Annotated in this window: 15 protein-coding genes; 7 read left to right on the top strand and 8 right to left on the bottom strand. The window is 74.0% G+C overall.

Features of this window, described 5'->3' with window-relative positions; genetic code table 11:
- Positions 1-11 precede the first annotated feature (11 nt).
- Entirely contained in the window at positions 12-671 is a 660-nt protein-coding gene (locus AB0K03_RS05850) for a response regulator transcription factor (protein ID WP_364681054.1), read from the bottom strand.
- Positions 659-1,888, bottom strand: coding sequence for a sensor histidine kinase (locus tag AB0K03_RS05845; protein WP_364681052.1), 1,230 nt, complete (start codon positions 1,886-1,888; stop codon positions 659-661). Before AB0K03_RS05845 ends, AB0K03_RS05850 begins: the two co-directional genes overlap by 13 nt.
- Before the next feature lie 126 nt (positions 1,889-2,014).
- On the opposite strand from AB0K03_RS05845, the gene AB0K03_RS05840 reads away from it, so the two are divergent.
- Together AB0K03_RS05840 and AB0K03_RS05835 are read left to right on the top strand one after the other, a co-directional pair.
- Complete coding sequence (locus tag AB0K03_RS05840; RefSeq protein ID WP_364681049.1) at positions 2,015-2,218, top strand: hypothetical protein; 204 nt, start codon at positions 2,015-2,017, stop codon at positions 2,216-2,218.
- 41 nt (positions 2,219-2,259) lie between these two features.
- On the top strand, positions 2,260-3,843 hold the full coding sequence (locus AB0K03_RS05835) for a serine/threonine-protein kinase (RefSeq protein ID WP_364681046.1): 1,584 nt from the start codon (positions 2,260-2,262) through the stop codon (positions 3,841-3,843).
- Between the two features lie 3 nt (positions 3,844-3,846).
- On the opposite strand, the gene AB0K03_RS05830 is transcribed toward AB0K03_RS05835, so the two are convergent.
- The 4 genes from AB0K03_RS05830 to AB0K03_RS05815 all read right to left on the bottom strand — a co-directional run bounded on the left by AB0K03_RS05830 (position 3,847) and on the right by AB0K03_RS05815 (position 7,286).
- Positions 3,847-4,896 (bottom strand): aldo/keto reductase, encoded by a 1,050-nt coding sequence (locus AB0K03_RS05830; RefSeq protein WP_364681045.1) that lies wholly within the window; start codon positions 4,894-4,896, stop codon positions 3,847-3,849.
- 60 nt (positions 4,897-4,956) lie between these two features.
- Positions 4,957-6,336, bottom strand: coding sequence for a hypothetical protein (locus tag AB0K03_RS05825; RefSeq protein ID WP_364681042.1), 1,380 nt, complete (start codon positions 6,334-6,336; stop codon positions 4,957-4,959).
- A 184-nt stretch (positions 6,337-6,520) separates the two neighbouring features.
- The gene (locus AB0K03_RS05820) at positions 6,521-6,760 is read right to left on the bottom strand and encodes a hypothetical protein (protein ID WP_364681039.1); all 240 of its coding nucleotides are present in this window, start codon (positions 6,758-6,760) and stop codon (positions 6,521-6,523) included.
- Positions 6,761-6,848: 88 nt separating this feature from the next.
- Positions 6,849-7,286, bottom strand: coding sequence for a CBS domain-containing protein (locus AB0K03_RS05815; protein WP_364681037.1), 438 nt, complete (start codon positions 7,284-7,286; stop codon positions 6,849-6,851).
- A 211-nt stretch (positions 7,287-7,497) separates the two neighbouring features.
- Between AB0K03_RS05815 and AB0K03_RS05810 the strand changes: the two genes are divergently transcribed.
- Positions 7,498-8,718: a hypothetical protein gene (locus AB0K03_RS05810; protein WP_364681034.1), complete on the top strand. Its 1,221-nt coding sequence runs from the start codon at positions 7,498-7,500 to the stop codon at positions 8,716-8,718.
- A 90-nt stretch (positions 8,719-8,808) separates the two neighbouring features.
- On the opposite strand, the gene AB0K03_RS05805 is transcribed toward AB0K03_RS05810, so the two are convergent.
- Entirely contained in the window at positions 8,809-10,266 is a 1,458-nt protein-coding gene (locus AB0K03_RS05805) for an amino acid permease (RefSeq protein ID WP_364681719.1), read from the bottom strand.
- Positions 10,267-10,607: 341 nt separating this feature from the next.
- Entirely contained in the window at positions 10,608-10,811 is a 204-nt protein-coding gene (locus AB0K03_RS05800) for a hypothetical protein (protein ID WP_364681031.1), read from the bottom strand.
- 236 nt (positions 10,812-11,047) lie between these two features.
- Here AB0K03_RS05800 and AB0K03_RS05795 point away from each other — a divergent pair, with 236 nt between their 5' ends.
- The 4 genes from AB0K03_RS05795 (at position 11,048) to AB0K03_RS05780 (ending at position 14,736) form a co-directional block, all read left to right on the top strand.
- A complete protein-coding gene (locus AB0K03_RS05795; RefSeq protein ID WP_364681028.1) occupies positions 11,048-12,121 on the top strand; it encodes a lytic polysaccharide monooxygenase in 1,074 nt (357 codons plus the stop codon).
- Between the two features lie 179 nt (positions 12,122-12,300).
- The gene (locus AB0K03_RS05790) at positions 12,301-12,882 is read left to right on the top strand and encodes a maleylpyruvate isomerase N-terminal domain-containing protein (RefSeq protein ID WP_364681026.1); all 582 of its coding nucleotides are present in this window, start codon (positions 12,301-12,303) and stop codon (positions 12,880-12,882) included.
- Positions 12,883-12,924: 42 nt separating this feature from the next.
- The gene (locus tag AB0K03_RS05785) at positions 12,925-13,455 is read left to right on the top strand and encodes an N-acetyltransferase (protein ID WP_364681023.1); all 531 of its coding nucleotides are present in this window, start codon (positions 12,925-12,927) and stop codon (positions 13,453-13,455) included.
- Between the two features lie 39 nt (positions 13,456-13,494).
- Positions 13,495-14,736, top strand: a complete 1,242-nt coding sequence (locus AB0K03_RS05780; RefSeq protein WP_364681020.1) for a saccharopine dehydrogenase NADP-binding domain-containing protein — start codon at positions 13,495-13,497, stop codon at positions 14,734-14,736.
- Positions 14,737-14,860: the final 124 nt, after the last annotated feature.

Here is a 14,860-nt window from a genome sequence, read left to right as displayed (position 1 = left end):
GTTCGATGCGGTCACGCCCGCCGCTGGGTGTCCTCCAGATAGCGCAGCACCGCGGTCACGCGCCGGTCGGCGCGGTCGTCCGGCGGCAGGTCCAGCTTCGAGAAGATGTTGCGGATGTGCTTGTGGACCGCGCCCTCGGTGACGAAGAGCCGCTCGGCGATCGCCGTGTTGCCCAGGCCTTCGGCCATCAGCGCGAGCACGTCGCGTTCGCGCGGGCTGAGCCGGTTCAGCGCCGCGTCCGGACGGGTACGGGTGAGCAGCTGCCCCACGACCTCGGGGTCGATGGCCGTCCCGCCCTCGGCCACGCGGTGCAGCGCGCTGAGGAACTCCTCCACCCGGCCCACCCGCTCCTTCAGCAGATAGCCGAGGCGGGCCGCTCCCCCGCTGAGCAGCTCGGTGGCGAACGCCTGCTCCACGTACGCCGAGAGCACCAGCACCGCGAGCCCGGGCTGCCGCCGGCGCGCCTCCACGGCGGCGGTGATCCCCTCGTCGGTGTGCGTCGGCGGCATCCGCACGTCGACGATCGCCACGTCGGGCTTGTGCTCGTCCACCGCCGCCAGGAACGCCTCGGGCCCGTCGGTGGTGGCCACCACGTCCAGCGACTCGGCGCGCAGCAGCAGCGCGAGCCCTTCGCGCAGCAACGAGTCGTCCTCGGCGATCACGATCCGCATGGCAGCTCCACGGTCAGGGTGGTCGGCCCGCCGGGCGGGCTGGTCAGGGTCAGGGTGCCGTCGAGGGCGTCGACGCGACGGCGGATGCCGGTCAGGCCGGACCCGCCGTCCTCGTCCGCGCCGCCGTGGCCGTCGTCGCTGACGTCGATGGCCAGCCGGTCGTTGCGGCGGCGCACGGTCACCGTGGCGTGGTCGGCGCCGCTGTGCTTGGAGACGTTCGTCAGCGCCTCGGCGACGACGAAGTACGCGGTGGCCTCCACCGACGCGGCACAGCGGCCGGGCACGTCCACGTCGATGCGCACCGGCACGGCGCTGGTGGTGGCGAGGCCGTCCAGCGCGCCCGCGAGGCCGCGGTCAGCGAGCACCGGGGGCAGGATCCCGCGGGCCACCGTACGCAGCTCCGCCAGCGCCTGCTCGGCGGCGTCCTGCGCCCGGCCCAGGATCTCCTCGGCGCCGGACGGGTCGCGGGCCAGGGCGCGGCGGGCGGCGCCGAGCAGGACGGTGACGGCCACGAGGCGGTTCTGCGTACCGTCGTGCAGCGAACGCTCGATGCGCCGCAGCTCGGTGGCGTGCGCGTCCAGTGCCGCCGCGCGGGTCGCGGTGAGCTCCGCAACCCGCAGCGAGAGGTCGACGTCGGCGGGCAGGGTCAGCAGCCGGCGCCCCGGCCGGGCCTGCCACCGGGCGAGCGCCGGGCCGAAGCCGACCGCCAGGGCGATCCAGGCGATGCCCAGCGCCCACACGCCGAAGGCGCCCACCCAGTCGGTGACCAGCGGGAAGCCCAGCGACGAGGTGGCGTCCCCGGGCGGCAGCAGCTTCCACCAGAGCGGGAACGTGCCGTCGCGGACGGCGTTGAGCGGCAGCGTGATGCCGAGGATGCCCACAATCAGGCCGACGGTGGCGTGCCAGGCCAGCCACCGCCATTCGCGGCGCACCGACGGGTCGCGGACCGCGTCACGCCAGCGCGCCGGCGCGGGGCCGGGCCCGACGATCTCGGTGCCCCACCGCGACAGCCGGGCGCGCTCGCGGTCGGCGGCGAACCGTTGCAGGCGCAGGGCCGTCGGCACGAACAGCAGCCCGACGCCGACCAGGCAGCCCATGGCCACGAGGAGCAGCCACAGCGCCGCCGCCAGCGCCAGGAACGCCGTGCCGAGGCCGCCGACGAGGTGCTCCAGGGCCTCGCGCATGGCACGGGCCCGGACCTGCATCGGCGATCTCACGGCGAGAACCCTAGGCCAGCGGGGCCGGGCGCGCCCACGGGTACGGTCAGAAGTACAGCCAGCTGTACCCCGAAGGGCGCGCTGGCGGGATCGTCGCCGGCCCGGGGGCTCCGTAGGTTTCCGGATATGACCGAGAACAGCGAGAACCACGAGAACACCGGTGTCCTGCGCCCGCTGCTGTGGGTGGGCCTCGTGCTCAGCGCCGTCGCCAACGCGATCGCCTCGAGCTCCGGGAACCACGTCGTCATCGGCGCCGCGTTCGGCGTCGTCACCCTCGCCTGCGCCGCCGGGCTGGTGGTCCAGCACTACCGGCGCCGGGGTCCGCGGTAGGGTCCCTCCTCGCGTGCCGCGGACACCGGTGGGAGGCTCGGATGATCATGCCGCTGCGCCCCGGCGACCCCGGCCGTCTCGGCGGCTACGAGCTGCTCGGCCGGCTCGGGCAGGGCGGGATGGGCACGGTCTTCCTGGGCCGCGCCCCGGACGGCCGCCGCGTCGCCGTCAAGGCCCTGCGCGCGGAGTTCGGCGCCGATCCGGCGTACCGGGCGCGTTTCCGCAGTGAGGTGAACCGGGCGCGGGAGGTGCCGCCGTTCTGCACCGCGGAGGTGCTCGACGCCGACGCCGGCCACGACCCGCCGTACCTGGTGGTCGAGTACGTGGACGGGCCCAGCCTCGCCACGGTCGTGCGCGAGTCGGGCCCGCTGAGCGGCACGGCGTTGCAGAGCCTCGCGATCGGCGTCGCCACCGCGCTGACCGCGATCCACGGCGCCGGGGTGGTCCACCGCGACCTCAAGCCGGGAAACGTCCTGCTCGGCCTGGGCGGCGTCAAGGTCATCGACTTCGGCATCGCGCGGCCGCTGGAGGCGACCAGCCGGCACACCGCCACCGACCAGATGATCGGCACGGTGGCGTACATGGCCCCGGAGCGCTTCGAGCCGGACCCGGACGGCCGCATCGGTTTTCCCGCGGACGTGTTCGCCTTCGGGGCCGTCGTGACGTACGCGGCGACCGGGCGTACGCCGTTCGCCGCCGACTCCGCCACGGGCACCGCCGTACGCATCATGACCCAGCCGCCCGATCTGGCCGGCGTGCCCGCACCGCTGCGCGGCCTGGTCGAACGGACCCTGGCCAAGGACCCCGCCGACCGCCCGGCCGCGCGCGAGGTGCTGGACACGCTGGTGAACGACACCCCCCGGCAAGCGATCCCACCGGCGCCGGACCGGCGGCACGCGATCCCACCGGCGCCGGACCAGCGGCACGCGATCCCACCGGCGCCGGACCAGCGGCACGCGATCCCGCCGGCGCCGGACCAGCGGCACGCGATCCCGCCGGCGCCGGATCGGATCGCGGGGAAGCCACGCGGGCGGCGACGGGCGGCCGTGGCCGGCGCGGCGCTGGCGGTGCTCGCGGGCGCCGGCCTCGCCGTGAACGCCCTGACCGGGGACGGCGGTGAGCCCGCCGCGGTGGTGCGCACCGACGCCACCGCGGCCACCACCGCTCCGAGAACGCCGGGCCCCCTGGCGGCCGGGCGCCGCGGCGTGCTGCACCTGGTCGAGGTCGACGACGACGTGTGGATCTTCCCGAACGGCGGCGAGGTGAGCCGGACCGGCGAGGTGGGCGGTGCCGAGCGCGAGAGTCACTTCACGCTCGTGCCGTACGGCGCCGGCTACCAGATCAAGTGGCTCACCGGCGACTTCGGCGAGATGTGCCTCGGCGTGCGCGTCAACCCGGGGGCCGACGGCGTGCTGGTGACCGCCCCCTGCCGTCGCACCGACGCCACCGCCTTCACCTTCACCGCCACCGGGAAGAAGGACGCGCGGGGCCGCGCGGCGTACCACATCGCCAATCCGGCCTTCGGCACTCTCGAGTGGTCGCAGGAGAGCTCGCGCGTCGTCGTCCGCAAGGATGACGACGACGCGCGGACCTCCTTCACGTTCGTGGACCGAGGGCCGGCCTGATGCTCAGAGGTGCGGTCCGAGCAGGGTGAGGTCGGCCGGGGACAGCCGGTCACGGGCCGTCTTGGCCTGGTGCCAGTACGGGTACAGCAGCGGCAGCGCGCTCGCCTCGTCCAGGCGGGCCCGTTCCTCGGCGCTCAGCGTGAGCTCGGCGGCCCCGAGGTTGTCCGCGAGCTGCTTCCCGGTCCGCGCGCCGATGATCAGCGAGGTGATCGCGGGCCTGCCGAGCAGGTACGCCAGCGCCACCTGCGCCGCCGACACACCCCGGTCCCGGCCGACGGCGACGAGCACCTCGACGGTGTCGTAGAGCCGCTCCTGGTCGTGCACCGGCGGCTCGTTCCAGTCGGTGAGCTGGCGCGAACCCTCGGGCGGCTGCTGGCCGCGCCGGTACTTGCCGGAGAGCAGGCCACCGGCGAGCGGGCTCCACACCAGCACCCCCAGGCCCTGATCGACGGCGGCGGGGATGAGCTCGTACTCGGCGTCGCGGGCCTGCAGCGAGTAGTAGATCTGCTGGCTGACGAAGCGCGGCGCGCCGATCCGCTCGGCCGTGCCGAGCGCCTTCATCAGCTGCCACCCGGCGTAGTTGGAGACGCCGACGTAACGCACCTTGCCCTGCTGCACCAGCAGGTCGAGGGCCTCGAGGGTCTCCTCCAGCGGCGTCTGCCCGTCCCACTCGTGGACTTGGTAGAGGTCGATGTGATCGGTACGCAGCCGGCGCAGGCTGGCCTCGCACCCGGCGATCACGTGGTGCCGGGAGAGGCCGGCGTCGTTGGGGCCGGGACCCATCGGCATCCGCACCTTGGTGGCGACGAGCACGTCGTCGCGGCGGCCCTCGAGCACCTCGCCGACGATCTCCTCGGACAGCCCCTCGGAGTACACGTCGGCGGTGTCGATGAGGTTGACGCCCGCGTCGAGGCAGCGGTCCACCTGCCGGCGGGCCTCGGTGACGTCGGTGGCGCCGACGACGGCGAAGTCGCCCTTTCCGCCGAAGGTCATGGTTCCCATGGTGAGGACGGAGACGCGGAGGCCGGACCGGCCGAGCTGGCGATATTCCATGCTCTCAACCTATGCCCGGACCGGCCGGCCCGCTGCCGTCCCGGGCAGTCCGGAGTGCGCTCAGCTGACCAGCAGTCCGAGCGTCGGCCCGGTGTCGAAGAGGGCATCCAGCACGTCGCCGGTGGTCAGCCGCAGCGGCTCGGCCACGTCGGCGCCCGTCGTCGTCTCGGCGAGCGCCGAGGTGGCGTGCGAGGTCGGCAGGGGGAACAGCGGATACCGGCCCATGGCGACCGGGTCCACCGTGGACTGTTGCCGCCCGAACGCGGCGACCGACCGCCATTGCCGCGCACCCGCGTGCGCCTCGCACCGCAGCCCGGGCGGCTGCGGCACGACCGTGACCGCGTCGAACGCGGCCGAGCCGGCGAGCCACCATTCCGCCGCGTCGGCCGCCTGCCGCGACGCCGACTCGCACCAGTACGGCACCAGCCCCGCGGCCAGCACGCGTCCCGGGTCGACCAGCGTGCCGGACGTGACGGCGCAGTGCCGCCCGCCGGCACGCCCGGCGAGCGACCGCCGGTACACCTCGGCGACGAAGATGCTCAACGCCTGCGGACGCGCGTACAGGACACGGTGCACGGGGGCCGTGTGCCGGCGCAGATCGTGATCGAACCCCGCCTCCCCGGCCTGGTCGGCGCAGCGCCGGGGAGCATCGAGGTACGGGCTGGTCCACGTACCCTCGTCCAGCCCGGCGAGCGTCCGGCGGAACAGTGGATTGTCCATCGTGTAGTCGTCCGGCGCCCACCCGCTCACCGGGCTGCCCAGCTGGAAGCTGTGTCCCGGCGCGAGATCCAACGTCGGCCAGGTGCGGATGTCGCGCACCATCAGCGCGCCCGCGCCCGGCCGGAGCCGGGCCAGGAAGCTCCGGTACGCCGGGGGCAGCGTCCGCCACCGCACGTGCAGGGTGATCGTGGTCCCGCACAGATGCCCGCGGAGCAACGGGTCGTGGACCTGGCGTACGGAGACCGCCGGGTTGGCGGCGACGATCGCGTCGGCGATCACCCCGCCCCAGTCCATGGCGCCCTCCCAGTCCCCCGGGCTGCCGCCGGGCCACGGCACCGTGACGGTGAAACCGCTGGGCAGCCAGGGCGCGCCGAGCGCCGCCGCCAGATGCACGGCCGCGCCGTGCGCCGAGCCGAGCACCACGGCCGGGTAGTCGTCCGCCGGGTAGTGCCCGGTGATCCACGCGGCCACCGCGTCGGCGTCCAGCCGGGCGGCCAGCCCGACCGGCAGCACCTCCTCGGCCGCGTCGTACACGAGGGTCTCCGAGCGCAGTCCGTCCCGCACCGGCCGCCGCTGCCCGAGCGTCGGCACCCGGTCCAGCCCGCGGCAGTCCCGGCCGCGTACCGCCCGGGCCGCAGCTGCCAGGAAGGCGAGTCCGGGGCTGTCGGGGCAGACCACACGCGTGGCAGCGGGGGCTCCTACGTCTTTGAAGTCCGTCACGGCACGGCCGCGTACCCCTGTAATACCTTGATCAACCATCGGATTTGCGGCCGCGTCCCGGCGGGCTCTCCGCGGCGGCGAGCCGGGCCCAGAACGACGCCGGCGTCGCGGCTCCGGCGGTGAGGACATCGATGGGACCGCGGGGAGGTCGCGCGGCGTCCGGTACGCGTCCTGCCCCTTGACGTCACCCGGCGCCGGTCGTCCGGGCCGGCGCCGGCATCGCGGCGTGCAGGCGGCGTACCTCCTCGCCGAGATCCGGGACCGGGCCGTCGACCACCGCGCCGGGGACCACCTCGCGGATGCTCAACGGCCGGACCGGCCCGGGTGCGCGGCCCAGCTCGGCGCGCCAGCCGGTCAGTTGCTGCGACGAGGTCGCGGACACGATGCGGCCCAGGCCGACCCACCCGTGCGCCGCGGCAAACATCGGGCAGTGCTCGCCGGAGGTGTAGACCGTCCCTGCGCCGCCAGCTCGATGCAGCGGCGCAGGTGGCGCAGGTCCGTGTCGTCGATCATCAGGCCCGCTCGCCGGTGATGTAGCCGCTGAGCGCGCTGCGTTCCACCTCGAGCTCGGTGATGCGCTTCTTGACCACGTCGCCGATGCTCACGATGCCGGCGAGACGGCCGCCCGCCACGACCGGGACGTGGCGGAACCGGCGCTCGGTCATCAGCCGTTCCACCTCGGCGATGTCGGCGTCGGGTGCCACGGTGTGCACCCGGGTGGTCTGGATCGCGGAGACGGGTTCGGCGAGCACGGCGGCGCCGCGCTCGGCGAGCGCGCGGACGATGTCGCGTTCGCTGACGATGCCGTCGACGGTGGTGCCGTCGGCGGTCACCACGACGGCGCCGATGCGGTGCTCGGCGAGCGTGGTGAGCAGCCCTTGGACGGTGAGGTCGGGGGTCACTGTGACGACTCGGTCGCCCTTGTCGCGCAGTACGTCGTTGATGCGCATCTGTCCTCCCGGGTCCTGCGGAAGTTCCGGCGTGCTCACCCTAAAACGGGAGAACGCTCTCCCGTACGGCTCGCGCCGGATCATCGCCGGAAACCCGCTGGAAGAGATCCACATCGACACCGGCGGAGATCAACAGTGGCCGATCGGTGACGGAGCCGCCCACCGGCGCTAAGTTGCTCCGGTGAGTCACAGCGTCGGCGAAGGAGACCGGATGAGCCGGGGCAGCGGGTCGAAGACCGTCACGACGCGGTTCGTCTGGGTGCCGCACGGTCCCACCGGCGGCTGGCTGCTGCTGCACCGCACGGTGCGGCACGGCGCCACGGGCGGGACGGCCGACGAGTTCTGGCGGACGGAGAAGATCTCCCCGGAGGCGGCCGCCGCCGACACGTTCCGGGACTCCACCCCGGAGTGGCATCGCATCGTCACCGGCGAGCCCGTGCCGTTCCTGCTGTGGCCGTTCTTCCTGGCCGCCGTCACCGACCGGGAGCTGCCGGCGCTGCGCGAGCAGATCGCGCGGTCGGTGATCCGCCCGCTGGCCGACATCAGCGCCGAGGTGGACACCGCACCGGGCGGCGGCGTGCTGGCCACGCCGCGGATCACGCTGACCGCCGACCCGATCGGACCGGGCCACCACGATCTGGACCTGGAGGTCTGCGACACCGGCGAGCTGGACGCCGCCGGGCGGCGCGGCGCGCTGCTGGCCGCCGTGGACGCCCGCATCCGGCTCTCCGGGACGAGTCGTCCGGACGATGACCGTACGGTGTGGATCAACCGTTTCGTCGCCCGCGGCGAGGAGTCCGCACCGCCCCTGGACAAGGTGCTCCTCGACGAGGACGTCCGGCGCGCGATCGCCGCCCTGATGGCCGCGCCGCAGGACGAGGCCCGGCGCCGGGCGGTCGCCGCCGAGGCACGCCACCACGGCTGGTCCCTGTCCGCCGAGCCGCTGCACATGGCGGGTCCGCAGGTCCGGCCCGGCTTCCTCGGCCGGCTCGTCTACTTCTGCCACGAGGACAGCACAGTGCACCGGATCGCCACGATGCCCGCCTGCCACGAGGCGCTGCGCGAGCACGACGGGCTCGGCGCCGCGCTGGCCGCGTACCTGTGCCCGCTGGACCCCGCCGCCCGCGAGGGCCGCGCGGTGCGGGAGGCGTTCCGCGCAGCCGTGGCGCAGCTCCCGCAGGAGTGGGACGTCCCCGGCCGGCCCGCCGCCGGCCTGGCCCCGCCCGCCTGGGACGAGATCGTCGTCGACACCCGCGACGACGGGGTCCGCGCCGCCGGCCCCGAGGTGCCGGGCCCGCGGCGGCCGGTGGAGATCAGCCACGTGGAGCTGGTCGACAGCAACGGCCGCAACAGCTGGCGCATCGACCTCTCAGCGCCGGCCGGCTCCCGCCCGGGAAGCCCCGGAGCCCCGCGCGGCGAAGACTCCCGCTAGCGCGGGCGATCGTCGTGATGCCGGCGCTCCGGCGATGCGCGGCGGGTCAGGACACCTTCTCGCGCTCGGCGACCCGGCTGCGGCGGCGGGTCAGGACACCTTCTCGCGCTCGGCGACCCGGCTGCGGCGGCGGCCGTACCCGAGGTAGATCGCCATGCCGATGGCCAGCCAGGCCAGGAACCGCAGCCAGGTCTCCACCGACAGGTTCGTCATGAGGTAGAGGCAGGCCAGCGCCGACACCACCGGCAGCACCGGCGAGAACGGCACCCGGAACGGCCGGTCCATGCCCGGGCGGGTACGCCGCAGGACGGGTACGGCCACCGAGACGATCACGAACGCGAACAGCGTGCCGATGCTGACCAGGTTCGCCAGCGACGACAGCGGGACGAAGCCCGCGAGCAGCGCGACGCCGGCCGTGACCACGATCGTGATCCGGTACGGCGTCCCCCAGCGGGGGTGCACCGCGCCCGCCACCGGCGGCAGGAGGCGGTCGCGGGACATGGCGAAGCCGATCCGCCCGATGGCGACGATGTCGACGAGGATGACGCTGGTGAGCCCGGCGACCGCGGCGATCGACACCAGCGACGAGGCCCATCCGGCGCCGACGGCGGAGAACGCCGAGGCGATCGGGGCGCCCGGGTCGATCTGCCGGTAGTCGACCATGCCGACCACCACGAACGACACCAGCACGTACAGCAGCGCGGAGACGCCCAGCGTGCCGAAGAGCGCGAGCGGCAGGTCGCGGCGCGGCTTGCGGGTCTCCTCGCCGAGGTTGGCGACGGCCTCGAACCCGGTGTACGCGAAGAACACGACGGCCGCCGCGGTCAGGACGCCGGCGATGCCGAACATGGACGGCTCGATGCCGAACAGGGCCTGCGACAGCGGCTGGGCCAGCCCGGAGGTGTCGTCGCCGGCCGGCTGCGCGGGCGGTACGAACGGGGTGAGGTTGGCGGCCTTGACGAAGAACACGCCGACGATCACCACGAAGACGCAGATGCTCACCTTCACCAGCACCAGCGCGTTGGTGACCCGCGACGACTGCCGGATGCCGACGGTCGCGACGGCGCCGAGCAGCACGGTGACGAGGATCGCGCCCACGTTGACGGTGCTGGACTCGCCGAACAGCGAGGCCGGCAGGTGCAGCAGCTCGGCGAGGTACCCGGACCAGCCGCGGGCCACCACCGCGGCGCCCAGCGCGAACTCGAGCACGAGGTCCCAGCCGATGATCCACGCGATGATCTCGCCCATGGTGGCGTACGCGTACGTGTAGGCGCTGCCCGCCGTCGGCACGCTCGAGGCGAGCTCGGCATAGCAGAGGGCGGCGAGCAGGCTCGCCACGCCGGCCAGGACGAACGACACGATGACGGCGGGACCGGCGTGGTCGCGGGCCTCGATGCCGGTGAGCGTGAAGATGCCCGTACCGATGACGATGCCGATGCCGAATCCCATGAGGTCGACCGGGCCGAGCCGGCGCCGCAGCCGGCGGCCGCCGCCCTCCTCGTCGTCGCCGCTCTGGGCGATGACGTCCTCGATCGGCTTGGTACGCATGACCGACACGTCGTCTCCCTCGTCCCGCGGCACCGGCGGGGCGGGAGTACCCCCGCGGGACGCACCCGTAACGTCAGGGATGTGCTGTGGCGGGCCGAGGCCGGGCGGTCGCGTCGCAGGCCCGGTGGACCGGCGACGCGACCGCCGGGTTCGCCGCGGGCTCGGACCCGGATGGCGGCCGCAGCCGGCCCGCACGTACCCGGCCGGTCGGCTCCCGGGCGCCGCGGGCCGGGCCGCCGGCGGAGCCGTAGCGGCTGGTCAGCGCTGGTCAGCGGCTGGTCAGCGGCTGGTCAGCACTGGTCAGCACTGGTCAGCACTGGTCAGCGCTGGTCAGCGGCTGATCAGCGGCCGAAGGCGAACCGGCGGCGCTTCTTCTGCCGGCCGAACTGGCCCTGCAGAGTGTCGGCGCCCTTGCGCAGCAGGCGGGTGCCGCGGCTGGGGCCGCGCTTGGCCTCCACCACGTCGCTGAGTTTGCGGGCTCCCGCGGCGGCGAGCGGGACGGCGACGGCCATCAGGACGTATCGGCGCAGAAGTGCGAAGAGCATGGCGTTCGTCTCCAGGGTGAGCGGGTTGGCGTGTCCTGCGTCTGCTTACCCCGTCCGGCGCCCGCCCATCCCCCGCCCGGACGGCGGATCGAAAGTTACGGACATTGACTTTTGTGGATCGGGTGGCGAGGCTGGGTGCGGCACAGCCGCCGGAGCCGCGCGGCCGACGGGCGACCAGGGCAGTCCCCGTCCTTCCCCGAACCGCTTTCTCTCCAGTTCAGGAGTGCTGAGCCCGCATGTCCTCATTCCTCCGCGCACGACTTCTCATCAGCGCGCTCGCCGGCCTGCTCGCCGCCGGGACGTTCGCCGTGGTCCTGCCGTCGGGCCCCGCCGCCGCGCACGGCAACGTCACCGGTCCCGCATCGCGCAACTACGGCTGCTACGAACGTTGGGGCAGCAAGTTCCAGGACCCGGCCATGGCCACCCAGGACCCCATGTGCTGGCAGGCGTGGCAGGCCGACCCGAACGCCATGTGGAATTGGAACGGCCTGTTCCGCGAGGGTGTCGCCGGCAACCACCAGGCCGCCATCCCCGACGGCCAGCTGTGCAGCGCCGGCCACACCCAGAGCGGCCGCTACAACGCGATGGACGCGGTCGGCGACTGGACGGCCACCACGGTCGGCAACAGCTTCAACGTGCGGCTGTTCGACGGCGCCAGCCACGGCGCCGACTACATCCGGGTGTACGTCACCAAGCCCGGCTTCAACCCGGTGACCCAGGCGCTGAAATGGTCCGACCTCGACCTGGTGAGCCAGATCGGCAACACCCCGGCGGCTCGGTGGACCCAGGTCAGCGGCGGCGTCCAGATCGACGTCCCGGTCGCGCTGTCCGGGCGTACGGGACGGGCCATGGTCTACACGATCTGGCAGGCCAGCCACCTGGACCAGTCGTACTACTTCTGCAGCGACGTCTCGTTCGGCGGCACCGGCACGACCCCGCCGCCGACCACACCCCCGACCACGCCTCCCACGACTCCGCCGACCACGCCGCCGACCACGCCTCCCGCCTCGTCGGCCGGCTGCACGGCGAGCTTCGCGGTGACCGGGCAGTGGCAGGGCGGCTACCAGGCCGACGTGACCGTGACGGCCGGGTCGACGGCGATCAAGTCGTGGAAGGTGACCCTCGGGTACGGCTCCGCCCAGGCGGTGACGAACTCGTGGAACGCCACGGTCAGCGCGTCGGGGACCACGGTGACGGCGACCAACGCCGGCTACAACGGGTCCGTGGCCGCGGGATCCCGCACCACGTTCGGCTTCATCGGCTCGGGCACACCGGGAACGCCCAGCCTGACATGCACCGCGACCACCTGACCTCTGTCACAGCCGTGTGAAGACTGTTACATTCGTCGATGGGAGCGCTCCCATGACCGTCCGTCCGAGACCTGAGGAGATCACCACGCACCAACCGCGCGACCCGGCTCCCTAACCCACACCGTCCCCGGGGGACGAGGCGCCCTCCTCGTCCCCCACTCCCCTGCCACACTGCCCCCATGACCGCGATGACCGGGTGGCACGTCGAGGCGGCCGTCGCCGAGACGCTGCGGGTGCTGAGCCCGTACACATCGGCCGGCTGGGAAGCCGCCGCCGGCTCGCTGACCTGGACCTGCCGGACCACCGCCGCGCACATCGCGCACGACCTCACCGCGTACGCGATGCAGCTCGCGGCGCGCGAGCCGCGCCGCTACCTGCCGCTGGACCTCGAGGTCCGGCCCGGCACCCCACCGGCGGAGATCCTCGAGGTCATCGCCGCCGCCGGTCACCTGCTGGCCACCGTCGTGTCCGCGGCGCCCGCCGACGCCCGGGCCTGGCACTGGGGTCCGGCCGACGCCGGCGGGTTCGCCGCGCTGGGCGTCACCGAGACGCTCGTCCACACGTACGACATCACCCAGGGCCTCGGCCTCACCTGGCTGCCTCCGGACGATCTCGCCGCCGCGGTCCTGAACCGCCTGTTCCCCGACGCGCCGCCGGGCGATCCCGGGCGGGTGCTGCTGTGGTGCACGGGCCGGATCGCTCTGCAGGGACGGCCGCGCCGCACCTCATGGGTGCTGTCCGCCGCCATCCCCGAGTCGTAATTCGGTGGCCGGGCGACCGGTCACGCCCCTACGGTCCGCGGCATGCAGATACGCCGCGAGGAGCCGTCCGACCACGACGCCGTCCTGGAGGTCGACCGTCGCGCGTTCGGCGACCAGGGTGCGGTGGTGGCAGCCCTCGTCGACGGCCTGCGCCGCGACGACCCCGACGCGTTGTCGCTGGTGGCCGTCGAGGCCGACCGGGTCACCGGGCACGTCATGTGTACGCGCAGCCTGCTCGACGCACCGCCGCGGCTGGTGGACGTCCAGGTGCTCAGCCCGCTCGCCGTGCTGCCCGGCCACCAGCGGCAGGGCCTCGGCTCCGCGCTGGTCGCGGCCGCGGCGGAGACCGTGGCGGCCCGCGGGGTGCCGCTGCTCTTCCTGGAGGGCGACCCGGCGTACTACTCCCGCCTCGGCTTCACGCCGGGCGGCGAGCGCGGGTTCCGGAAACCGTCGCTGCGGATCCCGGACGCGGCGTTCCAGGTCATGCTGCTGCCCGCGTACGAGCCGTGGATGACGGGCACGCTGGTCTATTCCGCCACGTTCTGGGAGTACGACTGCGTCGGGCTGCGCTGAGATCGCGCGCGGCGGCGCCATGCCGCAGAATCGACGCCCATGAGGGCACACGACATCGTCGTCTACGGCGCCACCGGATTCGTGGGCGCGCTGGTCGCGGAACATCTCGCCGGCCACGCGCCCGATCAGACCCGCATCGCGCTGGCCGGGCGGTCCGCCGAACGGCTGGAGGCCGTACGCCGCCGGCTGGGCGTGCAGTGGCCGATCATCGTCGCGGACGCCGCCGACGATGCCGCGCTGGCCGAGCTTGCCGCCTCCACCCGGGTCGTGATCTCGACCGTCGGGCCGTACGCGAAATACGGCCGGGCCCTCGTCCACGCCTGCGCCGCCGCGGGAACCGACTACGTCGACCTGACCGGCGAGGTGCTGTTCGTGCGCGAGAGCATCGACGCCAACCACGAGCTCGCGCGCACCACCGGCGCCCGGATCGTGCACTCGTGCGGTTTCGACTCCATCCCGTCCGACATCGGCGTACACGTCCTGCACGCGCGGGCCCAGGCCGACGGCGCCGGCGAGCTCACCGACACGACGCTCGTGGTCACCGCCGTGAAGGGCGGCTTCAGCGGCGGCACCATCGACTCGATGCGGCACCAGCTCGACACGGTGGCCAAGGACCGGGAGCTGCGGCGGGTCGCGGCCGGCCCGTACTCGCTGACCCCCGACCGCGCCGCGGAACCGGACCTCGGCCGGCAGGACGACATGGTGTCGCTGCGCGGCGACCAGGTCGACCCGTCGCTGCGGGGCAGCCTCGCACCGTTCATCATGGCCTCCTACAACACCCGCGTCGTACGGCGCAGCAACGCGTTGCGCGGCTACGCGTACGGCCGCAGCTTCCGCTACCGCGAGGCGATGAGCACCGGCACGTCGCCGCTGTCCCCGATCCTCGCCGCCGGCACGAAGATCGGCATGATCGCGATGGTCGCCGGACTGCGGCTGCCACCCACCCGCTTCCTGCTGGACCGGCTGCTGCCCAAGCCCGGCGAGGGCCCGGACGAACGCACCCGCCGCGAGGGACACTTCACGGTGGACGTCTTCACCCGGACCACGACGGGGGCGCGCTACACGGCCCGGTTCCGGGCCGAGGGCGATCCCGGGTACGCGGCCACGGCGCTGATGCTCGGCGAGGCGGCGCTCGCGCTGGTCCACGACCGCGAGGCGCTGCCGCCCTCGGAGGGAGGGGTGCTGACGCCCGCGACCGGCATCGGAGACGCGCTGGTGAACCGGCTCCGGGCAGCGGGGGTCGAGATCACGGCCCGCGCGCTGACGGACGCCGCCCGGTAACCGGGCGCGCCTGCCACGGCCCGGCACCGACCTGCCGCGGCCCGGACCGGGCCGATTCCGCCGCGACGTGCGGGTCGGCTCGGCACTGAGCGGCGTCGTCCGGGAGCCTGGAGGGCGACCCGGC

The organism is Actinoplanes sp. NPDC049316 (genome assembly GCF_040677315.1).
Lineage (GTDB): Bacteria > Actinomycetota > Actinomycetes > Mycobacteriales > Micromonosporaceae > Actinoplanes.
This window is presented reverse-complemented; position numbering and strand designations above follow the sequence as displayed.